The sequence below is a fragment of the Mesorhizobium sp. M0478 genome (assembly GCF_040321305.1).
GTDB lineage: Bacteria > Pseudomonadota > Alphaproteobacteria > Rhizobiales > Rhizobiaceae > Mesorhizobium.
Genome location: NZ_JAMYRH010000009.1, coordinates 64,064 through 87,830, shown reverse-complemented (window position 1 = coordinate 87,830; position 23,767 = coordinate 64,064). Strand labels below are relative to the sequence as shown.

General features: G+C 63.2%; 26 protein-coding genes. 16 read left to right on the top strand and 10 right to left on the bottom strand.

Features of this window, described 5'->3' with window-relative positions; all coding sequences use genetic code 11:
• Positions 1 to 59 precede the first annotated feature (59 nt).
• Positions 60 to 662 (top strand): YqhG/Tai3 family protein, encoded by a 603-nt coding sequence (locus NKI64_RS21285; protein ID WP_023736395.1) that lies wholly within the window; start codon positions 60 to 62, stop codon positions 660 to 662.
• Here NKI64_RS21285 and NKI64_RS21280 read toward each other — a convergent pair.
• Positions 640 to 921, bottom strand: a complete 282-nt coding sequence (locus NKI64_RS21280; RefSeq protein ID WP_352669813.1) for a hypothetical protein — start codon at positions 919 to 921, stop codon at positions 640 to 642. The two genes, NKI64_RS21285 and NKI64_RS21280, sit on opposite strands and share 23 nt — an antisense overlap.
• A 36-nt stretch (positions 922 to 957) precedes the next feature.
• Complete coding sequence (gene queF, locus NKI64_RS21275; RefSeq protein ID WP_023736396.1) at positions 958 to 1,419, bottom strand: preQ(1) synthase; 462 nt, start codon at positions 1,417 to 1,419, stop codon at positions 958 to 960.
• 139 nt (positions 1,420 to 1,558) lie between these two features.
• Between queF and NKI64_RS21270 the strand changes: the two genes are divergently transcribed.
• The gene (locus tag NKI64_RS21270; RefSeq protein ID WP_023730498.1) at positions 1,559 to 3,604 is read left to right on the top strand and encodes an oxidoreductase; all 2,046 of its coding nucleotides are present in this window, start codon (positions 1,559 to 1,561) and stop codon (positions 3,602 to 3,604) included.
• Positions 3,605 to 3,824: 220 nt separating this feature from the next.
• Here NKI64_RS21270 and NKI64_RS21265 read toward each other — a convergent pair whose 3' ends face one another.
• Positions 3,825 to 4,232 carry a hypothetical protein gene (locus tag NKI64_RS21265; RefSeq protein ID WP_352669810.1) on the bottom strand — a complete coding sequence of 136 codons (408 nt, stop codon included), beginning with the start codon at positions 4,230 to 4,232 and terminating at the stop codon, positions 3,825 to 3,827.
• Positions 4,233 to 4,424: 192 nt separating this feature from the next.
• Here NKI64_RS21265 and NKI64_RS21260 point away from each other — a divergent pair, with 192 nt between their 5' ends.
• Positions 4,425 to 4,829, top strand: a complete 405-nt coding sequence (locus NKI64_RS21260) for a MarR family winged helix-turn-helix transcriptional regulator (protein WP_023672921.1) — start codon at positions 4,425 to 4,427, stop codon at positions 4,827 to 4,829.
• Positions 4,830 to 4,850: 21 nt separating this feature from the next.
• On the opposite strand, the gene NKI64_RS21255 is transcribed toward NKI64_RS21260, so the two are convergent.
• Positions 4,851 to 6,917 carry a putative bifunctional diguanylate cyclase/phosphodiesterase gene (locus tag NKI64_RS21255; RefSeq protein WP_023724848.1) on the bottom strand — a complete coding sequence of 689 codons (2,067 nt, stop codon included), beginning with the start codon at positions 6,915 to 6,917 and terminating at the stop codon, positions 4,851 to 4,853.
• A 310-nt stretch (positions 6,918 to 7,227) separates the two neighbouring features.
• On the opposite strand from NKI64_RS21255, the gene NKI64_RS21250 reads away from it, so the two are divergent.
• From NKI64_RS21250 to NKI64_RS21240, 3 genes are read left to right on the top strand one after another with little or no spacing between them, the layout of a single operon-like run.
• Positions 7,228 to 8,415, top strand: coding sequence for a glycine C-acetyltransferase (locus tag NKI64_RS21250; protein WP_352669806.1), 1,188 nt, complete (start codon positions 7,228 to 7,230; stop codon positions 8,413 to 8,415).
• A gap of 44 nt (positions 8,416 to 8,459) precedes the next feature.
• Positions 8,460 to 9,494 carry an L-threonine 3-dehydrogenase gene (gene tdh, locus NKI64_RS21245; protein WP_023672918.1) on the top strand — a complete coding sequence of 345 codons (1,035 nt, stop codon included), beginning with the start codon at positions 8,460 to 8,462 and terminating at the stop codon, positions 9,492 to 9,494.
• A gap of 18 nt (positions 9,495 to 9,512) precedes the next feature.
• On the top strand, positions 9,513 to 10,136 hold the full coding sequence (locus NKI64_RS21240) for a DUF4304 domain-containing protein (protein ID WP_352669803.1): 624 nt from the start codon (positions 9,513 to 9,515) through the stop codon (positions 10,134 to 10,136).
• A gap of 31 nt (positions 10,137 to 10,167) precedes the next feature.
• Here NKI64_RS21240 and NKI64_RS21235 read toward each other — a convergent pair whose 3' ends face one another.
• Positions 10,168 to 10,605 carry a MarR family winged helix-turn-helix transcriptional regulator gene (locus NKI64_RS21235; RefSeq protein ID WP_023705769.1) on the bottom strand — a complete coding sequence of 146 codons (438 nt, stop codon included), beginning with the start codon at positions 10,603 to 10,605 and terminating at the stop codon, positions 10,168 to 10,170.
• A 124-nt stretch (positions 10,606 to 10,729) separates the two neighbouring features.
• Here NKI64_RS21235 and hmgA point away from each other — a divergent pair, with 124 nt between their 5' ends.
• From hmgA to NKI64_RS21210, 5 genes are read left to right on the top strand one after another with little or no spacing between them, the layout of a single operon-like run.
• Complete coding sequence (hmgA, locus tag NKI64_RS21230; RefSeq protein WP_023705770.1) at positions 10,730 to 12,043, top strand: homogentisate 1,2-dioxygenase; 1,314 nt, start codon at positions 10,730 to 10,732, stop codon at positions 12,041 to 12,043.
• A gap of 10 nt (positions 12,044 to 12,053) precedes the next feature.
• A complete protein-coding gene (locus NKI64_RS21225) occupies positions 12,054 to 12,941 on the top strand; it encodes an MBL fold metallo-hydrolase (RefSeq protein ID WP_023705771.1) in 888 nt (295 codons plus the stop codon).
• Positions 12,938 to 13,951 carry a fumarylacetoacetate hydrolase family protein gene (locus NKI64_RS21220; RefSeq protein ID WP_023705772.1) on the top strand — a complete coding sequence of 338 codons (1,014 nt, stop codon included), beginning with the start codon at positions 12,938 to 12,940 and terminating at the stop codon, positions 13,949 to 13,951. The genes NKI64_RS21225 and NKI64_RS21220 overlap by 4 nt, the downstream gene beginning before the upstream one ends.
• Positions 13,952 to 13,965: 14 nt before the next feature.
• Complete coding sequence (locus NKI64_RS21215; RefSeq protein WP_023705773.1) at positions 13,966 to 14,262, top strand: hypothetical protein; 297 nt, start codon at positions 13,966 to 13,968, stop codon at positions 14,260 to 14,262.
• Positions 14,259 to 14,795, top strand: a complete 537-nt coding sequence (locus NKI64_RS21210) for a DinB family protein (RefSeq protein WP_023694414.1) — start codon at positions 14,259 to 14,261, stop codon at positions 14,793 to 14,795. The genes NKI64_RS21215 and NKI64_RS21210 overlap by 4 nt, the downstream gene beginning before the upstream one ends.
• Positions 14,796 to 14,820: 25 nt before the next feature.
• Here NKI64_RS21210 and NKI64_RS21205 read toward each other — a convergent pair whose 3' ends face one another.
• Together NKI64_RS21205 and hppD are read right to left on the bottom strand one after the other, a co-directional pair.
• Positions 14,821 to 15,021, bottom strand: a complete 201-nt coding sequence (locus NKI64_RS21205) for a type II toxin-antitoxin system prevent-host-death family antitoxin (RefSeq protein WP_084565901.1) — start codon at positions 15,019 to 15,021, stop codon at positions 14,821 to 14,823.
• Between the two features lie 3 nt (positions 15,022 to 15,024).
• Positions 15,025 to 16,140 carry a 4-hydroxyphenylpyruvate dioxygenase gene (hppD, locus tag NKI64_RS21200; RefSeq protein ID WP_023694412.1) on the bottom strand — a complete coding sequence of 372 codons (1,116 nt, stop codon included), beginning with the start codon at positions 16,138 to 16,140 and terminating at the stop codon, positions 15,025 to 15,027.
• A 139-nt stretch (positions 16,141 to 16,279) separates the two neighbouring features.
• Here hppD and NKI64_RS21195 point away from each other — a divergent pair, with 139 nt between their 5' ends.
• Entirely contained in the window at positions 16,280 to 16,747 is a 468-nt protein-coding gene (locus NKI64_RS21195) for an Lrp/AsnC family transcriptional regulator (RefSeq protein WP_023705774.1), read from the top strand.
• Positions 16,748 to 16,971: 224 nt separating this feature from the next.
• On the opposite strand, the gene NKI64_RS21190 is transcribed toward NKI64_RS21195, so the two are convergent.
• A complete protein-coding gene (locus tag NKI64_RS21190; protein ID WP_023672907.1) occupies positions 16,972 to 17,310 on the bottom strand; it encodes a protein tyrosine phosphatase family protein in 339 nt (112 codons plus the stop codon).
• A 207-nt stretch (positions 17,311 to 17,517) separates the two neighbouring features.
• Here NKI64_RS21190 and NKI64_RS21185 point away from each other — a divergent pair, with 207 nt between their 5' ends.
• Positions 17,518 to 17,862, top strand: a complete 345-nt coding sequence (locus tag NKI64_RS21185) for a RidA family protein (RefSeq protein WP_023682919.1) — start codon at positions 17,518 to 17,520, stop codon at positions 17,860 to 17,862.
• A gap of 123 nt (positions 17,863 to 17,985) precedes the next feature.
• Here the strand turns inward: NKI64_RS21185 and hutC are convergent, their stop codons facing one another.
• Positions 17,986 to 18,723 (bottom strand): histidine utilization transcriptional repressor HutC, encoded by a 738-nt coding sequence (hutC, locus tag NKI64_RS21180; protein ID WP_023682918.1) that lies wholly within the window; start codon positions 18,721 to 18,723, stop codon positions 17,986 to 17,988.
• Positions 18,720 to 20,072 carry a formimidoylglutamate deiminase gene (locus NKI64_RS21175; protein ID WP_023682917.1) on the bottom strand — a complete coding sequence of 451 codons (1,353 nt, stop codon included), beginning with the start codon at positions 20,070 to 20,072 and terminating at the stop codon, positions 18,720 to 18,722. Before NKI64_RS21175 ends, hutC begins: the two co-directional genes overlap by 4 nt.
• 88 nt (positions 20,073 to 20,160) lie before the next feature.
• Between NKI64_RS21175 and hutI the strand changes: the two genes are divergently transcribed.
• Genes hutI through hutG form a run of 3 tightly spaced genes read left to right on the top strand, consistent with a single transcriptional unit; the run spans position 20,161 to position 23,745 of the window.
• Positions 20,161 to 21,396 (top strand): imidazolonepropionase, encoded by a 1,236-nt coding sequence (hutI, locus tag NKI64_RS21170; RefSeq protein WP_352669794.1) that lies wholly within the window; start codon positions 20,161 to 20,163, stop codon positions 21,394 to 21,396.
• Positions 21,393 to 22,931 carry a histidine ammonia-lyase gene (gene hutH / locus NKI64_RS21165; protein ID WP_023682915.1) on the top strand — a complete coding sequence of 513 codons (1,539 nt, stop codon included), beginning with the start codon at positions 21,393 to 21,395 and terminating at the stop codon, positions 22,929 to 22,931. Before hutI ends, hutH begins: the two co-directional genes overlap by 4 nt.
• Position 22,932: 1 nt before the next feature.
• Entirely contained in the window at positions 22,933 to 23,745 is an 813-nt protein-coding gene (hutG, locus tag NKI64_RS21160; protein WP_352669791.1) for an N-formylglutamate deformylase, read from the top strand.
• The last annotated feature ends 22 nt before the right edge of the window (positions 23,746 to 23,767 follow it).

The following is a 23,767-nucleotide window of genomic DNA, read 5'->3' as shown; positions in this document are numbered from 1 at the left end:
GATGACATGGCTGAACGTTTCGGCCGGTATGTGACTGATCGGGCCTGGAGTGATGCGTGATGGCCCATAGCCGTCTTCCGACTTTGTTGACTGTATGCCTGCTGGCAGGATTGAACACGGCTGCCGCTCAAGGGCTGCTCGGTCCGCCACCTGCAAATGCCCCGGCCGAGATAGTGCCGGGCGGCGCAGCACCGCCGGCAAATCCACCCGGGACAGCGGTGGAACCGGCGACACCGCCGGTTGGGTGGCCGCCGGCCGAGCCGGCCGCGCCCGTCCTGGCGGGCTCGCCGACGGCTGTGGTCAAGCCGTTCTACGAACATCTCGGACTGGAGCTCGATCCGACCCAGCGCAAGAACTTCGTCGACCCGGCCAAGACCGTACTCGACAAGAGCGACGCGTTGCGCAAATCCGGGCAGGGCGAATGCCTCGACCCCAACATGGCGCTCGACAATGCCGATTACGACAAGCTTGCGATCGACAAGAGCCTGAAGAGCATCGAGGCCGTCAATGGTGATCAGGCCAAGGTGGTGGTCGCCTTCGTCGTCGAAGGCAACCAGCACCGGCTGGAGTGGAAGCTGAAGAAGGTCGACGGCGACTGGAAGATATCCGATCTGCTTTCGGTGACCGGTGAATGGGCGCTCAGCCAGTATCAGTGCGAATAAGCCGCCGATTGTTTCCGGGTGGTCGGCAATGAAGCTTCGTGTTTTGCTCGCGATCGCGTTGGTCGGGTTGGGCGCTGCCGGCTGCGGCCTCGACTGGCACATCGGCACGATGCTGATCGCCCGCGCGCCTTGGCAAGCTTTGGCGGCTCCCGGCGATTTGCCCGTCGAGCGCGTCGTGCTCGACCAGCCCGGCGCTCCTGATCTGGTCGGCTGGGCGGCTGATCGAAAGGGCAGCTGCGGCGCGGTCGTACTGCTGCATGGGCGCGGCGCCAAGCCGCCTATGGCTGACGTCAGTTCAGCCACGGCCGCGATAGGGAGCAACGGCGGTGTCGGGCAACCAGGCGCCTTCGGGCGGAGCGCCGGTCTGCCAGAAGACATCGATCGGAATGCCGCCGCGCGGATACCAATAGCCGCCTATGCGCAACCACAGCGGCTTCGTTGCCGCCACAATGCGGCGGCCGATCATCACCGTGCAGTCTTCATGGAAAGCGCCATGGTTGCGAAACGAAGTCAAAAACAGTTTGAGCGACTTCGATTCCACAAGGGTGGCATCGGGTGCGTAGTCGATGACGATATGAGCGAAATCCGGCTGTCCGGTTACCGGGCAGAGCGAGGTGAATTCCGGGCAGGTGAAGCGCACCATCGCCGGCGGTCCGTCGCCGCGCTGGAACGGCACGGTCTCCAGGACCGCGGTCTCCGGGCTCTGTGGCGTCTCGACGTGGGCGCCGAGCTGGGTGAGGGTTTTGGTATCGATCATCGTGGTTTTCCTGGGGATTTCCGCGCTCATTAGCATCGGATCAAAAAGTGTGCAGCGATTTTCGGATAAATTCGATGCTCAAGACAAGAACTGGAGCAGCGCGCGCTGCTCCGACACAAACTGGAATGGCAGGAAGATGATGACCAGCAACGACCCGCTTCTCCAGCCTTACCAGCTCAAACACCTGACGCTGAAGAACAGGGTGATGTCGACCAGCCACGAGCCGGCCTATTCAGAGGACGGCATGCCGAAACAGCGCTACCGGCTCTACCATGCCGAAAAGGCCAAGGGCGGCATGGCGCTGACCATGACGGCGGGCTCGGCCATCGTCTCGCGCGACAGCCCGGCCGCCTTTGGCAATCTGCATGTCTATGACGACCGCATCGTGCCGTGGCTGGCCGAACTGGCGGACGCCTGCCACGAGCATGACTGCAAGGTGATGATCCAGATCACCCATCTTGGTCGCCGCACCGGCTGGAACAAGGCCGACTGGCTGCCGGTGCTGTCGGCCTCGCCGGTGCGTGAGCCGGCGCACCGCGCGTTCCCGAAAACCATCGAGGACTGGGACATCGAGCGCATCGTCGCCGACTATGCGTCCGCTGCGCAGCGCTGCCAGGCGGCCGGCCTCGACGGCATCGAGTTCGAATCCTACGGCCATCTGATGGACGGCTTCTGGTCGCCGGCCACAAACCATCGCGACGACGAGTTCGGCGGTTCGCTCGACAACCGGCTGCGCTTCACCGACATGGTGCTGGACGCCGTGCGGGCTGCCGTCGATGAAAAGTTCATCGTCGGCATCCGCATGGTCGCCGATGAGGACTTTGACAAAGGCCTGTCGAAGGCCGAGGGCGTCGAGATCGCGAGACGGCTCGCCAATTCTGGCAAGGTCGATTTCCTGAACATCATCCGCGGCTCGATCGAAAGCGACGCGGCGCTCACCAAGGTTATCCCGGTGACCGGCATGCGCTCTTCGCCGCATCTCGATTTCGCCGGCGAGGTGAGGGCGGCAACAAAATTTCCGACCTTCCATGCGGCGCGGATTTCCGATGTCGCCACGGCGCGCCACGCCATCGCGACCGGCAAGCTCGATATGGTCGGCATGACCCGCGCCCATATCGCCGACCCGCACATCATCAAGAAGGTCATGGAAGGTCGCGAGCACGAGATCCGGCCTTGCGTCGGCGCCACCTATTGCCTCGATCGTATCTATGAAGGCGGCGAGGCGCTGTGCGTCCACAATGCCGCGACCGGCCGCGAGGCCGAGATTCCGCATATCATCCTGAAGACCGAAGGGCCCAGGCGGAACGTCGTTGTCGTTGGCGCTGGCGCTGGCGGGCTCGAGGCAGCTCGCGTGATGGCCGAACGCGGCCATCATGTCACGGTGCTTGAAGCCTCCGGTCAGGCCGGCGGCCAGGTTCGGCTGGCAACGCAGAACCCGCGCCGCAAGGAGTTGATCGGCATCATCGACTGGCGGCTGGCCGAACTCGACCGGCTCGGCGTCGGGATCCGCTACGATACATGGGCCGAGCAGGACGATGTGCTGGCGCTGTCGCCCGATGTGGTGGTGATCGCCACCGGCGGCCTGCCGCAGAACCCGCCGCTGACATCAGGCGACAATCTCGTCACGTCGAGCTGGGACATCATGGCCGGCAGCGTCAAGCCGGCGGAGAACGTGCTGCTCTTCGACGACAATGGCGGCCATCAGGGCATGGGCGCGGCGGAGCTGATCGCCAATGCCGGTTCGAAGCTGGAGCTGGTTTCGCCGGAGCGCTTCTTCGCCCCCGAAATGGGCGGCATGAACCACGTGCCCTATATGCGCGCCTTCCAGGAGAAGGGCGTCACCATCACCATCAACACCAGGCTGCGCTCGGTACGGCGCGAGGGCAACCAGCTGGTCGCCGAACTCGCCTCCGACTTTGCCGATGGCTGGCGTGGCGAAAGGCGGGTCGACCAGGTGGTGGTCGAGCACGGCACGGCGCCGCTCGACGATCTCTATCTCCAGCTGAAACCGCTGTCGAAGAATGGTGGCGCGGTCGACTATGAGCGGCTGGTCGGCGGCGGCGATATTTTTCCTTCACGCAATCCCGAAGGCGGCTTCGTGCTGTTGCGCATCGGCGATGCGGTCGCCTCGCGCAACATCCATGCCGCCATCTATGACGGCATCAGGTTCGGCTTGCGGGTTTGAGCCTACAAGCCGGCCTACGGCTTGTTCCAAAGCTCGATCTCACCCTTCCGGCGGGCGCAACTCGATCGATCAAAGTGATGGGTGGCGCGCAGCCAAACCTCTGTGCGGAGAGCCACCTTGCACATCCGTCCGAACTGCGCGCCGCGTACGCTACCAGCCGAGAGCCAGGCGACGCACGATGCGGAATGGTCTTCAACCGGGAGGCGACGTGCGGCAGGGCTCAAATCATCCTGGCGGTCGCCATGCAAAGCACGGTGAGCACCAGCAGCCAGGCGGCGATGCGCTCGCCGCGTGCCATTTGGCTGCGCAGCGCCGCTTCCGTTGCGACGTCCGCGCCGGCAAGCTGCCGGCTGGTCTTGCGGACGACGACGCTGAGAACGCCGGCAGCGGCGAAGGCGGCCAGGATGCCTAGCGCCAGCACCATTTCCATCGAGCCGAAATAGGCGCCGTGGAAGAAATACCAGAGCAGGGCGCCGGTCACGAACACCATGCCGGCCGAGCCCATTTGCGGTCCGATAAAGCGCTCCGCCCTGATCTCGGGGTCGCGGGCAAGCGTGATGGTGGTGCCGGCCCAGAACACACCGGCCATGACGTGAAGGCCGATAACGACGATGTAGACATATTGCATGACCGCTTCCTCCTTGCCCGCCGCCCGTCCTCGGATCCCTGTCGAATGCAGGATGATACGAACTCGGTAGATCGACACGCATGATAGTTAGGTATCAAATGGTTCGATGTCAATGTATAATGCCGCGTTCCATCGCTCGGCGCCTTGTTCTACTGTCGGCGCATGACTCCCTTTGACCGTCCGCCAATCGGCATGAATCTCGCGCGCACCTCCAAGCTGGTGGCGCAGGCATTTGACGCCGCTTTGGTCGAGGCCGGGGGCACGCTGCCGGTGTGGCTGACCTTGCTTTCGGTCAAGTCGAGCGAGCTTGCCAACCAACGCGAACTTGCCGGCATGATCGGCATCCAGGGCGCCACGCTCACCCACCATCTCAACGCCATGGAGGCGCAAGGCTTGCTGACGCGCCGCCGCGATCCGGACAACCGCCGGGTTCATCTGGTCGAACTGACGCAGGCGGGCGAAACGATGTTCCTGAAGCTGCGGGCGGCGGCTCTCATCTTCGACAAGCGGCTGCGCGCGGGATTGCCGGACGACAGGCTGGCGGAGTTCGCCGAGGTGCTGGCGGCATTGCGGGCGAATGTCGCGCCGGCCAAATGACCGGCACCGGTGGGCAATAGTCTAGGCTAAATTGCCCTGAAGCACCTTCAGCTTGGCTTTCTTCGGGCTGCGCGCCAGCAGCCATTCGCGCGCTTTGTCCTGCGGCATCGGGAAGGCGATGGAATAGCCCTGCACCTGATCGCAGCCGATTGCCATAAGCGAATCGAGCTCGGCTTCGGTTTCCGCGCCCTCGGCGACGATCGAAATGCCGAGACCGCGCGCCAGCTCGGTGATGGCGCGCACGATCTTGGTGTTGTCGCCATTCTCGTTGATGTTCTGGACGAAGCGGCGGTCGATCTTCAGCCGGTCGATCTCGTTGGGATTGACGTGGCTGAGCGAGGCATAGCCGGTGCCGAAATCGTCGAGCTCAAGATGGACGCCAGCAGCGCGGATGTGGCGCAGCTTCGCCGCGATGCCCGTCTTCTCGTCGTCGAGAATGACGGATTCGACGATTTCAAGCGACAGTTTCTGCGGCGCCAGGCCGGCCTTTTCCAGCGTCGCGAACAGGAAGCGGTCGAAGTCGGGTTCGCGCAGCTCGGTGCCGGACACGTTGACGGCGAGCCGGCCGAAGGCAATGCCGGCGCGATCCCATTCGGCTGCTTGCTCGATCGCCTTCGTAAAGACTATGCGGCCGATCTCGGGCATGAAGCCGCATTTTTCGGCGACCGGAATGAACTCGCCCGGCGCAATCATGCCGCGCTCGGCATGCTTCCAGCGCACCAGCGCCTCGATGCCGCTGATGGCGCCGTTGCTCAGCGACACCTGCGGCTGGAAATAGACCTGGAAGGCGTTCTCCGAAATGGCGACCTTGATGTCGTGCTCGAGCTGCTTGCGGTAATCGAGTTCGCGCCTGAGTTCCTCGGAGAAGAACGAGAAGCTGCCGCCGCCGAGCTTCTTGGCGGAATAGAGCGCGAGGTCGGCGTGGACGAGCAGATCCTCGGCATTGTCGGCGTCGATGGGATAGACGGCAATGCCGGCGCTGGCCCCCGGAAGGATGGTCGTGCCCTGGAAGGTAATCGGCTCGTTGATCTCCTCCAGGATGCGACGGGCCAGCATGTTGATGTCCTCGGGGCCGCCGGCGCCATTGAGGATCATCACGAATTCGTCGCCGCCAAGGCGCGCGCACAGATCCGACGCGCGGCAGGAATCACGCATGCGCTGCGCGGTGACGACCAGAACATAGTCGCCTGCGGCGTGGCCGAGCGTGTCGTTGATCTGCTTGAACCGGTCGAGGTCGAGCTGGATCACCGCCAGCCTCTCACGCCGGCGATGCGCGCCCTTGATCAGCGTTTCGAAGTGATCGGTCAGGAAGGTGCGGTTGTGCAGGCCGGTCAGCCCGTCATGTACGGCGATGAAGGCCATCGAGTTGCGGGCATCGACAAGCTCATGGGTCTTGCGCAGGATCGCCTTCGACATCGGCCGGAAGATGAAAAGCGCCACCAGCACGATGACGCCGATGGTGGCGTAGAACAAGGTGCGGTGGAGATCGAGGAGCTTTTCCGACCGCTCGTCGGCGAATGCGGCGATGCGTTGGCCGAGCGCGGCATAACCCGACAGCGTCGCATTGGCTACGGAAGCATCGAGATTGACGCGCTCGCCGCCGCCCTTGTAGGCGGCATTGCCGGAGAGCTGGGATTCGAAGGACGAGATCAGCCTTTCGCCATTGGCGACCAGCCCGACCGAGAAATAGTCGAGGTGGAACGGCTTGCCGTAGAGCACGCTCTCGATCGACCTTGGGTCGGACAATGCCGGCGACAGCGGGTCGGCTCCCGTCTGTTTGAGGAGCAGGTCGTAGTTCGTCTCGAACTCGGCGGTCGCCTGTTTCAGCGCGGCAACTAGGGCCGGCTGCTTGTCACGCGCGGCGGAGCCGGTTGCGCTGGTCAAAAAGACGATGCGCTGCGACAGCGCCTTCTGGGTGCTGACGATGTCGAGCAGAGTATGGTTGTGCTGTTGCGCCGCCATCATCTGCTGCAGCAGGATGAAGGAGGCCATCACCATGGCGGCGATGATCAGCAGCGCCAGCCAATAGCCGCTCTTGATCAGCAGGATGAGTTTGCCCGAGACGGTTTGCGCCGGCTGCTGCGACATATTCTAGGTGACCCCTCGGTCGAACTGATTCTGCCACCGATTCGTGGCGAGAAGACCATTGGCTTGAAAGGGTTAACAGGTCTGGAAGCCGGCGGAACTGTTGCTTCGGCAGTAAACGAAAGCTGCCGAGATGGTTATCATGTTCTTTCGCGGCATAGCCGTATTCGCGTGCCTGCTACTCCAGCATGCGGGCCATGCGATCGGGTCGCGCCAGGGTTGAGCCCGCCGTGCCACCGAAACGGTCGCTTTTGCGATGGATTTTTAGTGCGCGTAGCGCGACAGTCGCGCCAATCTCAACAGGACCTGATCCATGAGCGCGGCATTTCTCTCCCATATCGACAACGAACTGCAAGGGCTGAAATCCGCCGGGCTCTACAAATCCGAGCGGGTGATCACCTCGACCCAGTCGGCTGAGATCGAAGTCGGCGGCGACAAGGTGCTGAATTTCTGCGCCAACAACTATCTCGGCCTCGCCGACAGCTCAGAATTGCGCGATGCAGCCAAAGGCGCGCTGGACCGCTACGGTTACGGCATGGCCTCGGTGCGCTTCATCTGCGGCACGCAGGAAGAGCACAAGCAGCTTGAATCAACGATTTCATCATTCCTCGGCATGGACGACACCATCCTCTACGGCTCCTGCTTCGACGCCAATGGCGGCCTGTTCGAGACACTGCTCGGCGAGGAGGATGCGATCATTTCCGATGCGCTGAACCATGCCTCGATCATCGACGGTGTGCGGCTGTCGAAGGCCAAGCGTTTCCGCTACGCCAACAACGACATGGCCGATCTCGAAGCCCGGCTGAAGGAGGCGAAAGACTGCCGCTTCCGCCTGATCGCCACCGACGGTGTGTTCTCCATGGATGGCATCATCGCCAATCTTAAAGGCGTCTGCGACCTCGCGGAAAAATACGACGCCATGGTCATGGTCGACGACAGCCATGCCGTCGGCTTCGTCGGCAAGAACGGCCGCGGCTCGGCCGAGCATTGCGGCGTCGAGGGCAGGGTGGATATCATCACCGGCACGCTCGGCAAGGCGCTCGGCGGCGCCTCCGGCGGCTACACCTCCGGCAAAAGCCAGGTCGTCGACTGGCTGCGCCAGCGTTCGCGGCCTTATCTCTTCTCCAACACGCTGATGCCGGCGATTGCCGGCGCTTCCATCAAGGTGTTCGAGCTGATCCGCAATGGCGACGCCCTGCGCGAACGCCTCTATGCCAATGCGGCGCGCTTTCGCTCCGAAATGGGCAAGCTCGGCTTCACGCTGGCCGGCGCCGATCATCCGATCATTCCGGTGATGCTGGGCGATGCCAGCCTGGCGCAGGAAATGGCGGCGCGCATGCTGAAGCGCGGCATCTATGTCATCGGCTTTTCCTTCCCGGTGGTGCCGAAAGGCCAGGCGCGCATCCGCACGCAGATGTCGGCAGCGCATTCCAGCGCCGACATCGACCGCGCCGTGGCAGCGTCCGCGGCGGTGGGAAAAGAGTTGGGCGTCATTTCCTGATCGCCAAAAGCGATTCCGGATCAAGGGATTCAAGGGACAAAAGCATGTCGAACATGATGAAGGCGCTGGTGAAGGCCAAGGCCGAACCGGGCATCTGGATGGAAGAGGTACCGGTGCCGGAGATCGGCCCCAACGACGTGCTGATCAAGGTCAAGAAGACGGCGATCTGCGGCACCGACGTCCACATCTACAATTGGGACCAGTGGGCGCAGAAGACCGTGCCGGTGCCGATGGTGACCGGCCATGAATTCGTCGGCACGGTGGCCGATTTCGGCGCTGCGGTCACCGAATACAAGGTCGGCCAGCGTGTCTCCGGCGAAGGTCACATCGTCTGCGGCCATTGCCGCAATTGCCGCGCCGGCAGGGGGCATCTCTGCCGTAACACGCTCGGCGTCGGCGTCAACCGCCCCGGCGCCTTCGGCGAATATCTGGCGATCCCGCAGCACAATGTCGTGCCGATCCCCGACGATGTGCCCGACGAGATCGCCGCGATCTTCGATCCCCTGGGCAATGCCGTCCACACCGCTCTGTCCTTCGACCTGGTCGGTGAAGACGTTCTGGTCACCGGCGCCGGGCCGATCGGCATCATGGGCGCGCTCGTTGCCCAATGTGTGGGGGCGCGAAAAGTCGTCATCACCGACATCAACCCGGTGCGGCTGGCGCTGGCCAAAAAGCTCGGCGTCCAGCATGTCGTCGATGCCTCGAAGGAAAAACTGCGCGACGTTATGCCGGCGCTGGGCATGACCGAGGGTTTTGACGTCGGCCTCGAAATGTCGGGCGCCGCGCCCGCCTTTCGCGACATGATCGACACCATGAACAACGGCGGCAAGATCGCCATTCTGGGCATCGCGCCGACCGGCTTCGAAATCGACTGGAACAAGGTCATCTTCAAGATGCTGCACTTGAAGGGCATCTACGGCCGCGAAATGTTCGAGACCTGGTACAAGATGATCGCCCTGGTGCAGGGGCCGCTGGATGTGTCGGGTCTGATTACGCACCGCATTGGGATCGACGATTTCCAGACGGGGTTTGACGCGATGCGGAGCGGCAGTTCGGGCAAGGTGGTGATGGATTGGTGAGGCACGTGTGGGTGCAAGATGGCGGACAATGAGCACGGTCGTATCATTGCCTCGCAGGCAAAGCTCGTACTGAAGCCGGCCGGATTTCGACGCAAAGGGCAGTCCCGAATCTGGGTCGCCGATCGCGGCTTCTGGCTAAGTGTAGTCGAGTTCCAGCCCAGTTCCTGGTCCAAGGGCACTTACCTTAACGTAGCAGTCCACTGGCTCTGGGGTTCGCTTCCGGAAACGATTACCTTCGATCGCGTTGAGCGCATTGGACAGTTCGTTCCGTTCGAGAGCCCGCCACAGTTTCTTCTCGCGGTTGATCAAATGGCCAAGAAGGTCGTCGAAATCGATCAGGTTCACCGATCGATGTTCCCTTCCGTCCAAACCACAGCGAAAATCCTCGTGAGTGAATTGCAGCCGGGCGCCTACGGCGAGTGGGCGGCCTTCCACACCGGGGTGGCGGCTGGTTTGGCCGGTGATTTTGAAACGGCAAGGCGACTGTTTGAAAGCGCTCAAAGACACGCGGCTTCGCAAGCGCAGGCGCTTCTAGCCTACATTGATGATCCGGCGGCATTTCGAAGCCGTGTCAGAGGCTTCATTGAAGCCGAACGCGCCTATTACGGTCTAGGGGCGTTGCCTGCCGCATTCGCGATCTGATTTCAGCGACGGTCGAACTTATGGGAAGATCTCAACCCAAGGTGAGTTTTGCCTCCAGCGCCGCCACGCCGCTCACAATCGCTGTCCGCTCCTCTGTGCTCAACCTCTCCAGCAACTCCCGTTCGAACGCCTTCGCCAGCGGCACCATTTCGCCATAGGCCGCCAGCCCCGCCTTCGTCAGCGCCAGGTGCTCCACACGTCGATCATTCTCGTCAGTTGTGCGTACCAGCCAGCGCCTTCGCTCCAGTTCCGCCACGGCGCGCGACACCTTGGTCTTGTGCATGGCCGACTGTTCGCCAAGCGCTGTCGCCGTCATGGTGCCGCGCTGTCCGAGCCCTGACAGGGCGCGCCATTCCGGCCGCGTCAGACCGTGACGGTCGCGGTAGATTTTTGAAAATTCGCGGCTGACGGCATCGGCCAGCCGGTAGAGCCGGTAGGGCAGGAAATTTTCGAGTTCGAGGGTTTCCATATGCGCACCGTGGATGCGGCATCAGCCGTTGATAGTTACATTTTCGATGGTTACAAATGAAACCAGTTTGGTCAACATAGCCGGCAGGCCTCGCTTCGCGGCGGTCGGGATCAGGGAGGATCGGATGGAATTTTCCTACATGCCGGGCTTCGGCAATGATTTTGAGACCGAAACGCTGCCCGGCTCGCTGCCGCAAGGGCGCAATTCCCCGCAGCGACCGGCTTACGGACTTTATGCCGAGCAGCTCTCGGGCTCGCCCTTCACCGCCCCGCGCGGCACCAATGAGCGCTCCTGGCTCTACCGCATCCGGCCGAGCGTAAAACACACCGGCCGCTTCAAGGCGGCGAGCTATCCCCTGTGGAAGACCGCTCCCAATGTCGGCGACCACGAGCTGGCGCTCGGCCAGTACCGCTGGAACCCGGTGCCGATGCCGAAGGAGCCGACCGATTTCATTCAAGGGATGCGCACCATCACCAGCGCCGGAGATGTGCTGGGCCAAAGCGGCATGGCCGCGCATGTCTATGTCGCCAACCGATCGATGGTCGACGACCATTTCTTCAATGCCGATGGCGAGTTGCTGATCGTCCCCCAGGTCGGCGCCTTGCGCTTCGTCACCGAGATGGGCGTCATCGAGCTGCGGCCCGGCGAGATCGCCGTTTTGCCGCGCGGGCTGGTGTTCAAGGTCGAGCTCATCGACAAGGAAGTGCGCGGCTATGTCTGCGAAAACTATGGTGCCAAGCTGACGCTGCCCGACCGCGGTCCGATCGGCGCCAATTGCCTCGCCAATCCGCGCGACTTCAAGACGCCCTGCGCCTGGTTCGAGGAGAAGGAGACGCCGTGCCGGCTGACGGTGAAATGGTGCGGCAATTTCAACGTCACCGAGATCGGCCATTCGCCGCTCGACGTCGTCGCCTGGCACGGCAATTATGCGCCCTACAAATATGATCTGGCGACGTTTTCTCCGGTCGGCGCCATCCTGTTCGACCATCCCGATCCGTCGATCTTCACCGTGCTGACGGCGCCGAGCGGCGAGGAGGGCACCGCCAACATCGACTTCGTCATCTTCCCGCCGCGCTGGCTGGTGGCGGAGGATACGTTCCGCCCGCCCTGGTACCACCGAAACATCATGAGCGAGTTCATGGGCCTGATCCACGGCCAGTACGACGCCAAGGAAGAAGGTTTTGTCCCGGGCGGCATCAGCCTGCACAATCTGATGCTGGCCCACGGCCCAGACGCGCCTGGCTTCGAAAAGGCCTCGCGCTCGGAGCTGAAACCGGTCAAGCTCGACAACACCATGGCCTTCATGTTCGAGACCCGATTCCCGCAAATGCTCACCCGCTACGGCGCCGAGCTTGAAACGAGGCAGGACAATTACATCGATTGCTGGACCGATCTGAAGAAGCGTTTCAACGGCACGCCGGAGGGCGACTGGTCTTGAGATCAGCCCAATGAACGACCGGCTGGTGCTTCTCGGCTCAAAGGGCGGCCCGGCGCTGCGGCCGGGCGGGCCGTGGCCGAGTTCGTCGCTGCTGGAACTGGGCGGGCGAACCATCGTCGTCGATTGCGGGCTCGGCGTCACGCGCGGCCTGGTCGATGCCGCCGTCAGCCTGAAGGCGCTCGACCTGGTCTTCATCACCCATCTGCATTCCGACCATGTGCTGGAACTGGGCCCGTTGCTCCACACCGCCTGGACCGCCGGCCTCGCCAGCCCGGTGACGCTGTTCGGACCGCCCGGCACCGGCCAATACTGGCGCCGTTTCTGCCAGGCGATGGAGTTCGACATCGAAATTCGCATCGTCGATGAGGGCAGGCCGGACATTCGCGAAATGGTTTCGATCGTGGAATTCGGCGAGGGCGAGATTTTTGCGCAGCGCGGCCTGAAGGTCTCGGCACTGCGCGTCGACCATCCGCCGGTGACCGACTGTTTCGCGCTGCGCTTCGAGCATGGTGCGAATAGCGTCGTGTTCTCGGCCGACACAGCCTTCTTTCCGCCGCTCGCAGGCTTTGCCCGAAATGCCGACATTCTCGTCCATGAGGCCATGCTGGAAGAAGGCATCGAGCGGCTGGTCGCCAGGACCGGCAATGGCGCGCGGCTGAAAGAGCATCTGCTTGCCAGCCACTCATTTGCCGAGCAGGCAGGCCGCATCGCCAGCGATGCCGGGGTGAAGAGGCTGGTGCTCAACCACCTCATTCCGGCCGATGATCCCGAGATCGGCGAGGCCGACTGGGAGGCTGCTGTCAGGAAATCATGGGTGGGTGACTTGACGATTGCCCGCGACGGCCTTGTTGTGAAATTAGACGGCGCCAAAGCCGCATCAGGAGAGGAAACCGCATGAAGCTTGCCACATTGAGGGACGGAACGCGCGACGGAAAGCTTGTCGTCGTCTCGCGCGACCTGACGCGCTTCACCGACGCCTCGTTCCTGGCGCGCACGCTGCAGGCCGCACTCGACGACTGGCAGCGGATTTCGCCGCACCTGGCGACGATCGCCGAATCGCTGGAGAACAATGCGGTGCCGTCGGCACGCTTCCATGAGCATGACGCCCATTCGCCGCTGCCGCGCGCCTATCAATGGGCCGATGGTTCTGCCTATGTGAACCACGTCGAGCTGGTGCGCAAAGCCCGCGGCGCCGAGATGCCGGCAAGCTTCTGGACCGATCCGCTGATCTACCAGGGTGGCTCGGATTCCTTTATCGCGCCGCGCGAGCCGATCCGCGCGGCGGACGAAGCCTTCGGCATCGACATGGAGGCGGAGGTCGCCGTCGTCGTCGACGATGTGCCGATGGGCGCCAGCCTCGACCAGGCGCGCGCCGCCATCCGGCTGGTCATGCTGGTCAATGATGTGACGCTGCGCGCGCTCACCGGACCCGAGCTCGCCAAGGGGTTTGGCTTCTTCCAGTCGAAGCCGTCCTCGGCTTTTTCGCCGGTGGCGGTGACGCCGGACGAACTCGGCGACGCCTGGGATGGCGGCAAGGTCAACCTGCCTCTGCTCGCCGACGTCAACGGCAAGCCGTTCGGCCGTGCTAATGCCGGCGTCGACATGACCTTCGACTTCCCGGCGCTGATTGCCCATGCCGCAAAGACACGGCCGCTGGTTGCCGGCACCATCATCGGCTCCGGCACCGTCTCCAACAAGCTGGATGGCGGGCCGGGCAAACCGGTGGCGGCCGGCGGCGCCGGCTATTCCTGCATCGCTGAACTGCGCATGATCGAGACCATTGAGTCTGGCGAGCCCAAGGCGCCGTTCCTGCGCTTTGGCGATACGGTGCGTATCGAGATGAAGAATAAAAGCGGAAACTCGATCTTCGGCGCCATCGAGCAGAAGGTCGAGAAGTCCCAGGCATAAGAGGGGGCAATGCAATGACGGGCGAGGCGTTCTACCTGCTGGCCGGCGTCTGGGCGTTGGCCATTCTGATGGTCTTCATCCAGGCGATCCGGCTGAGCTACCGCATCGAGGCGCGCTCGCCCGATCTGACCAACCGCAGCGGCTACCCGCGCAAGGCGATGATGTTCCACACCATCACCAACACCAATGTGGCGCGGGACGAGGAGACGCAGGCGATGCGGCGGCGCATGAACCGGCTGCTGCTGATCGTTGTCGCCGGCTTCGCGGTGATGGCGGCTGGCATTGGCCTGATCAGACGAATGAACGCGTGACCCTGCTCGAGCATTTCAGCCGCATGGCCGGCAACAATCTCTGGTCGAACGACCGGCTCTATCGCGCCGTGCTGCAGCTAAAGCCCGGCGAATTCGAAGCCGAGCGCACAAGCTTCTTCCCGTCGATCAAGGCGACGCTCAACCACATCCTCGCGGTCGATCATCTCTATCTCGATTTTCTCGAAGAAGGCGGCGTCGGTGCGGCCGCTTATGACGACTACGTGCCGTTCGATGTGCCGCAGGCGCTGTTTGCCGCCCAGGTCGCAGCAGATCGACGCCTAATCGCCTTTTGCGAGAAGCTGTCGGAGGCGGATCTCGACCGTCAGGTCATCACCGACCGGCGCGAGGACGGCATGATCCCCGAAAAGATCGGCGACATTCTCGCCCATGTCTTCCTGCACGACATCCACCATCGCGGCCAGGTTCACGCGATGCTCTCGGGCAGCTCGGTCGCGCCGCCGCAGCTGGACGAGTTTTTGCTCGATTATGATTTGAAGGTGAGGAAAGAAGAGGTCGAGCGGTTGGGCCTCTGACCTTTATCTGGTGTACTCGTTCCATTCAGGGCCGAGTGTCGAAATCGTCAGAAATCCAAATCTTGCCCTTCAGGGCACCTATGCGCGACAACAAGTCTTCTCGAACTTGTGGCACGAGCCGCGCCGCGATCTTGCCGTGACGAGTGATGACTATCTCCTCGCCGGCCTCCGCGCGGCCGACGAGTTCCGTTAGTTTGGCCTTTGCTTCGGTTATGGAGACGTTCACGGTTCACGCCGCCTTGCCATCGACCTTGATCACGCCGCGCTTGATCTGGTCCTGCTCGATCGACTCGAACAGCGCGCGGAAATTGCCTTCGCCAAAACCTTCGTCGCCCTTCCTCTGGATGAATTCGAAGAAGATCGGGCCGATCACGGTTTTGGAGAATATCTGCAGCAGGATCTTGGTCATGCCGCCGTCGACCACGCCTTCGCCGTCGATCAGGATGCCGTGCTTCTTCATCCGCTCGATCGGCTCGTCATGCCCGTTCACCCTGTTGTACGACATGTCGTAGTAGGTCTCCGGCGGACCGGGCATGAACTTCAGCCCGTTGTCGGCAAGCTTGTCGGTGGCGGCGTAGATGTCGTCGGTGCCGACAGCGATATGCTGGATGCCTTCGCCATTGTACTTCTTCAGATACTCGGCGATCTGGCTGGTGTCGTCCTTGGACTCGTTCAGCGGGATACGGATCTTGCCGCAGGGCGAGGTGATGGCGCGGCTGACGAGGCCGGTGATCTTGCCGTCGATGTCGAAGAAATGGATCTGCTTGAAGCCGAACAGCTCGCGATAAAAGTCCCACCATTTGTCCATCTGGCCGCGATAGACATTGTGGGTGAGGTGGTCGAGGAAATAGAAGCCGACGCCTTGCGGCCGCGGGTCGCGTTCGCCCAGCCACTCGAACTCGGCATCATAGGCCGAGCCCTTCTTGCCATAGGCTTCGATGAAATAGAGCAGCGAGCCGCCAATGCCGACAATGGCCGGCACGTCGAGCGCCTTGTCGTTGCCGTCGTAGGGCGTGGCGCCTTTCGATACCGCATGCTCGAATGCGTGCTTGGCATCGACAACACGCCAGGCCATCGAGGCGGCGCAAGGGCCGTGTTTGTCGACGAACTTCATCGCATGCGAGCCCGGTTCGGCATTGACGACATAGTTGATATCGCCCTGGCGCCAGACGGTGATGTCCTTCGTGCGGTGCTTGGCCACCGCGACATAGCCCATGCGGGTGAACAGTTCTGCTAGCTTCTGCGGCTCCGCATGCGCGAACTCGACGAACTCGAAACCGTCGGTGCCGGCGGGGTTTTCCTTGCTGATCTTTGCGGGCGGGGCGTCGTGCGGGAAGGGACCCATGGCATTCCTCCAAACGGATGGTGGCCGCATCGGACCACGAGATGACGCATGATAGTGCGAAGTGACCGCACGGTGCTTGCATTCAAACGCTTGAAATGATCATCTCGTGCGTAATTCATGCATGATTGGAGATGAATCGATGAATGAAGCGCGCATCGATCAATTTGACCGCAAGATAATGGCTCTCTTGCAGGGCGACGCGCGGCTCACCAACAACGATCTCTCGCAGCGCGTGAACCTGTCGGCATCGCAATGCTCACGCCGCCGCCAGCGGCTGGAGGAAGACGGCTACATCAAGGGCTATCGCGCCGTGCTCGACCGCGACAAGCTCGGCTTCTCGCTGGTCAACGTCATCTCGGTGACGCTCGCCACCCATAACCGCGACAATGCCAGGCGCTTTGGCGAACTGCTGGCCCGGCTGCCCGAGGTGCAGGAGGCGCACGCGTTGACCGGCGAGATGGATTACATCCTGAAAGTGGTGACACCCGATCTCAAATCATTGTCGGAGTTCGTCAACGGCGTGCTCCTGCCGCATGAATCGGTACAGCATGTAAAGACGGCGATCGTGCTGGAGACGTTGAAGGAAACCGGCGCGCTGCCGATCTAGTTTGAGAGAGTTTCAGTTGATACGTCGGCGGGACAGCACCCCCCTCTGGCCTGCCGGCCATCTCCCCCGCAAGGAGGGAGATCAGCAGCTTTGTCGATAGCGCTCATCCTGCAACGTCGGCGATTGGCGAAAAGCGAAGGCGACATCCGATCTCCCCCCTTGCGGGGGAGATGATGTCCGGCAGGACAGAGGGGGGTGTGAGGGATCGCCAGCGCCTCAGATGCTCACCCCTTGGACTGCTGAATCAGCCCGTAGAGATTGGTGCAGCGCGCGCCCGAGCGGCAATAAGCAAACACCGGGCCTTCGAGCGCGTCGAGCGCTTCGGCCTGATCTTCGACATTCTCGGCTGTGATCTGGCCGCTGATTACCGGGATGTAGCGGAAGGCCAGCCCCGCGGCTTCGACCGCCGCCTTGACGCTGTCGGCCGAAGGCTGGTCGGGCTGCTCGTCATCCGGCCGGTTGCAGATCACGCTCTTGAAACCGGCTTCCTTGATGGCGGCGGCATCTTCGGGCTGGATCTGGCCCGAGACCGAATAGTCCTCGCTGATTTCTCGATATTCCATGGCTCTCATCCTCTCAACCTGGTTTGGCGCGAAGTCTTGCCACTCTCACACGAGGTCGGCAATCCGCGCCGGAAAGAAATACCTCGGCGCAGATAGACATTTGCGGCCCAAGATCCAACCCAGGCTCAAGAGGTTTCGCGCTGTTGGCCTTGCCCGGAGGCGGCAGCGACTCTAAACAGGCGCACCGACAAACGAAGGAACCATCCCATGAGCATTCGTCGCATCGATGTTGGCCCGCGCATGAGCCAGATCGTCATCCACGGCAACACCGTCTATCTCGCCGGCCAGGTCGGAACGCCCGGCGCCAGCGTTGGCGAACAGACCAGGTCGATCCTCGCATCTATCGACGAACTGCTGGCCAAGGCCGGCACCGACAAGACCAAGATCCTGCAGGCGATCATCTGGCTGGCCGATATGGGCACCTTCGCCGAGATGAACAAGGAATGGGACAAGTGGGTCCCGCAAGGCAACACGCCCGCCCGCGCCACGGGCGAGGCCAAGCTTGCAGGGCCGGAATATGTGGTCGAGATTATTGTTACGGCGGCGATTTAAAGTGCAGCCTTCTACCTCCCCCTTGTGGGGAGGTCGGACCGAAGGTCCGGGTGGGGGGCTTGGCGCCGACCCCCACCCCGCTGCTTCGCAGCGACCCTCCCCACAAGGGGGAGGGTAAAGGAGCTACCCCTGCGAAGGCCTGAACCGCGCCACCAGCGTGTGGCTCTCCGCGGCGTAGGTGAACCTCACCTGCGTCACTGGGTGCTCGGCGCTCCAGGTCCGGCGCTCGACCACCAGGCAGGGCGCGCCGGTTGCGATGTCGAGCGCTTCGGCAATATGCCTGTCGGCCGCCACCGCGCGGATACGGTGCTCTGCCTCGCTCCATGGCACGCGGCCGATCAGCCAAGGGCCGGGGGCGATGTCGAGAAACTCCTCCTCGGCGGCTTCCGCGACGGCGGCGAGATTGATCAGCCGCTGTTCGTGCGCGAACGGCCGCTTGCCGGCGAAATGCCGGCATTCCAGCGCCAGCACCTGTCCAGCCGCTCCCAATTCCAGCAAGGCGCGATCCTCGGCGCTGCTGCGCCTTTTCTGCCGCGCCACGCGCTCGTAGCGATAGGCCAGCCCAAGCGCCTCGACCTCGATCCTGATGTCGTGGATTTCCAGCACCGCGGCCTGCGATTGCGGCTGGCGCACGAAACTGCCCGAACGGCGGCGGCGCTCGATCAGCCCGGCCTTGGCCAGTTGCGACAGCGCCTTGTTCACCGTCATGCGCGAGCAATGATACTGCGCCGTCAGCTCGTGCTCGAACGGGATGCGGTGGCCCGGCGCCCAGGCGCCGGACATTATTTTCTCGCTGATGTCGGACAGGATGCGCTGGTGCAGCGAGCCGCCTTCTACCACCGCTGTCTCTGAAATGCTCATGCCGAAAGCGCTGTCATCACCTGACGAAAGCGCTCGGCGATCGTCTCACGCGCTACATGCCGGCCGCCGCTGACTTGTTTTTTTCCGTGCACCCAGACGCAATCGACCTTGCCGCCATTGGCAAAGATCCAGGCGTCGAGGATCGCATCGCCACTTTTTCCGGCCAGCGAAGGATGGTTTTCGTCGAGGGAGACGAAATCAGCCGCGGCGCCGGCGGCGATCCGCGACGGGCCGGTGCCGAGTGCGGTGCTGCCGCCATCGAGGGCGGCGTCGAACAGAGCCCGCCCGGTCGAGCCGCCGGCCACCGCCAGCACATTGCGGGCGCGGTGTGCGAGGCGCTGCGAATATTCGAGCTGGCGCAATTCATCCGGCAGGCCGATCAGCACGTTGGAATCCGAGCCGACGCCGAAGCGGCCGCCATGTTCGATGAACAGAGGTGCTGAAAAGGTGCCGTCGCCGAGATTGGCCTCGGTGATCGGGCAAAGCCCGGCAATGGCGCCGCTTCTGGCCATGCCGGTTGTCTCAGCCTCGGTCATGTGGGTGGCGTGGATCAGGGACCAACGCTTGTCGATCCCGGCATTGGCGAGCAGCCATTCGACCGGTCGCGCACCCGACCACGCCAGGCAATCCTCGACCTCCTTCACCTGCTCGGCGACGTGGATGTGGATCGGTCCGTCCGGCGCAATGGCGGCAACAGCGCTGAGTTCCTCCGGCGTCGCGGCGCGCAGGCTGTGCGGGGCGACGCCAACGACAGCCTGATTCAACGCACGAACCGATTCGCGGCTTTTCTCAAGCAAGCGTTCGAACCGATTCACATCGTTGATGAATCGCCGCTGGCCTTCGTTGGGCGCAGCGCCGCTGAAGGAGGAATGGGCATAAAACACCGGCAGCAGCGTCAGGCCGATCCCGGTTTCGCCGGCGGCCGCGGCAATACGTTCGGCCATCTCGGCAAGGTTGGCATAGGGTTTTCCGTCGCGATCGTGGTGGAGATAATGAAATTCGCCGACGCGCGAGAATCCGGCCTCCAGCATTTCGACATAAAGCTGGGCGGCGACCGCCTCGACCTGGTCCGGCGTCATCGACAGCGCAAAGCGGTACATCACCTCGCGCCAGCTCCAGAAGCTGTCGGCGGAGGGACCGCGCAGTTCGGCAAGCCCGGCCATGCCGCGCTGGAAGGCGTGGCTGTGCAGGTTCGGCATGCCGGGCACCAGAATGGCGTGGCGTTCGTCACCGCTCCGCGGCGAAGAACCTGGCTCCACCTTCGCGATCTGACCGCCGCTCAGCGAGATCCGCACCTTGTCATGCCAGCCATCGGCCAGCAGCGCCTGTTCCGCAAAGATCGCCGTCACGTTTTTCTCCGCATTCCATCAACAATGCACTTGCAGCGCGTTTCAATATGTATATACATAATCGCCATCCAAGCAACGGAAAAAGATGATGGCGGCACAAGACAAAAGCCGGGCAGGGGGCCTTCAGCTTTGGCGCGATGCGCGCCTGGCGACCATGGCCGAAGGCGTTGCCGGAGTTGGCATCGTCGAAAAGGGCGCGATCGTCGCCCGTGACGGCGTCATCGTCTATGCCGGTCCGGAAGCCGACATGCCGTCAGCGTTGGCTCAGGGCGGCGAGACTACCGATTGCGAAGGCCGCTGGATCACGCCCGGCCTGATCGACTGCCACACCCATCTCATCCATGCCGGCAACCGTGCCAACGAGTTCGAGATGCGGCTGGCCGGCGCCACCTATGAAGAAGTCGCCCGTGCCGGCGGCGGCATCGTCTCCTCGGTCAAATCCCTGCGTGCCGCGAGCGAAGACGCACTGGTTGCGCAGACGCTGCCACGCCTCAATGCGCTGATGGCCGAGGGTGTCACCACGGTAGAGGTAAAGTCGGGTTACGGGCTCGATCTCGAAAATGAACAGAAGTCGCTTCGCGCCGCGCGGCAGCTGGACAAGCAACGCCCGGTCACGGTCCGCACCACCTTCCTCGGCGCGCATGCGCTGCCGCCGGAAGCAAAAGGCGACAAGGACGCTTTTGTCGATCTCGTCGCCAACACGATCCTGCCCGCAATCGCCGCCGAGGGCCTGGCTGACGCCGTAGACGGCTTTTGCGAGGGCATTGCCTTTTCGCCGGAACAGATTGCCCGCGTCTTCGACAAGGCTAAGGCGCTTGGCCTGCCGGTCAAACTCCATGCCGACCAGCTGTCCAATTTGCATGGCGCCGAACTCGCCGCCCGCTATGGCGCGCTGTCGGCCGACCATCTCGAATACACCGACGAGGCCGGCGCCGCAGCGATGGCCAAGGCCGGCACCGTGGCGACCATTCTGCCCGGCGCCTACTATTTCATCCGCGAAACCAGGAAGCCGCCGGTCGGCCTGTTCCGCCAGCACGGCGTCAAGATGGCGGTCGCCACCGACAACAATCCCGGGACGTCGCCGCTGACCTCGCTGTTGCTGACCATGAACATGGCGGCGACGCTTTTCGGCCTGACCGTCGAGGAATGCCTGGCCGGCACCACTCGCGAGGCTGCCCGCGCGCTTGGGCTGCTTGGCAAGACCGGCACGCTTGAGGCAGGAAAATCCGCCGACCTGGCGATCTGGGACATCGAGCGTCCGGCCGAACTCGTCTACCGCATGGGCTTCAACCCGCTCCATGCCCGCATCTGGAGAGGACAATGACCGAACTTAACCTGAAGCCCGGCAATGCGACGCTGGCCGACTGGCGCGCTATCTATCGTGGCGCCATGCCGAAGCTCGACGCCTCCTGCCGGCCAAAAATCAAGGCCAGCGCCGAGGCTGTCGCCCGCATCGTCGCCAAGGGTGAGCCGGTCTATGGCATCAACACCGGCTTCGGCAAACTGGCCAGCGTCCGCATTCCGGCCGAGGATCTAGAGACCCTGCAACGCAACATCGTTTTGTCGCATGCCGCCGGCGTCGGCGAGCCGATGCCGGTCGCTGTGGTTCGGTTGATGATGGCGCTGAAGCTCGCCAGCCTGGCGCAGGGTGCGTCGGGCGTGCGGCCGCAAACCATCGAATTGCTGGAAGCGATGCTGGCCAACGACGTCATCCCCGTCGTGCCGGCGCAGGGCTCGGTCGGCGCCTCCGGAGATCTCGCGCCGCTGTCGCACATGACTGCGGTGATGATCGGCGTTGGCGAATGCATTACACCGCATGGCCGCTTCCCGGCCAAGGTCGCTTTCGTCTCGCACGGCCTGGAGCCGGTGACGCTTGGCGCCAAGGAAGGTCTGGCGCTGCTCAACGGGACGCAGTTTTCCACCGCCTACGCGCTGGCCGCTCTGTTCGAAGCCGAAGTGCTGTATCAGTCGGCGCTGGTCGCCGGGGCGCTGTCGACCGACGCTGCCAAGGGCTCCGATGCACCCTTCGATCCGCGCATCCATCTCCTCAGAAAACACCCGGGCCAGATCGAGACGGCGGCAGCGCTGCGCAATCTGATGGCCGGCAGCGCTATCCGTGAATCGCACCGCGTCGGCGATGAGCGCGTGCAGGATCCGTACTGCCTGCGCTGCCAGCCGCAGGTGATGGGTGCGGCGCTCAGCGTGCTGCGCCAGGCCGCCGATACGCTCGGCACCGAGGCCAATGGCGTCACCGACAATCCGCTGATCTTCGCCGAGGACGATACTGCGCTTTCAGGCGGCAATTTCCACGCCGAGCCGGTGGCTTTCGCAGCCGACATGATCGCGCTCGCCGTCTGCGAGATCGGCTCGCTGTCGGAACGCCGCATCGCCATGCTCGTGGACCCGGCGCTGTCCGGCATGCCGGCATTCCTGACGCCGAAGCCCGGCCTGAACTCCGGCTTCATGATCCCGCAGGTGACGGCGGCGGCACTCGTTTCCGAAAACAAGCAGAAGGCCTATCCCGCGAGCGTCGATTCCATCCCGACCTCGGCCAACCAGGAAGACCACGTCTCGATGGCCGCACATGGCGCGCGCCGGCTGATCGGCATGGTCGAGAATGCTACAGCCGTCATCGGCATCGAACTCTTGGCCGCCGCGCAGGGCTGCGATTTCCATGCACCGCTGGCGTCGAGCGCGGCCCTTGAAGCCGTGCGCAAACTGGTCCGCGCAGAAGTGCCGCATCTCGACAACGACCGACATTTCCATCCCGATATGGAAAAGGCCATCGCCATGGTGCGCAGCGGCGCTGCCATCAAGGCTGCCGGCGCGGTGACACTGCCTTCGATTTCGGGAGTCTGACATGACCGACTGGCTGACAGTAACGGAAGGCACGGCACCCCTGTTGGTGTCGATCCCCCACACGGGTATCGATCTCGCCGGCATCGACAATCGGCTGGTCTCGCCCTGGCTCGGCCGCCGCGATTGCGACTGGTGGATCGACAATCTCTACGATTTTGCCGCCGGCCTTGGCGCGACTGTCGTGCACACGTCGATCTCGCGCACCGTCATCGACGTCAACCGCGATCCCTCCGGCGCCTCGCTCTATCCCGGGCAGACGACAACGACGCTATGCCCGACCGAGACCTTCGACGGCGATCCGCTGTATCTGCCCGGCGCGGAACCGACGCCGTCGGAGATAGACCAGCGCCGCATAGCGTATTTCGTGCCCTACCATGAAATGCTGGCGGCCCAGGCCGTCAGGCTGCGCGGCCTGCATGAGAAGGTCGTCATTTACGATTGCCACTCGATCCGTTCGGTGCTGCCGCGGCTGTTCTATGGCACGCTGCCGGTGTTCAATCTCGGCACCAATGACGGCCAGACCGCGGATCCTACGCTGCAGGCGCTGGTTGGCCAGATCATGGCCGAGAGAGGTGAAAGCAATGTCATCAACGGCCGTTTCAAGGGCGGCTGGATCACCCGCTATTTCGGCAATCCGCAAGGCGGCTACCATGCGCTGCAGATGGAACTTGCCGATCGCGGCTATTTGCGCGAGCCCGAGGGCAAGGGCGAACCGGACAATTGGCCGGTGCCTTATGATGCCGAGTTCGCCGCGCCGATGCGCGCCACACTGACGAAAATCCTCCAATCCGCCATTGACTGGGCCGGGCGCTGAGACGCCGCCTTACTCCAAAGGG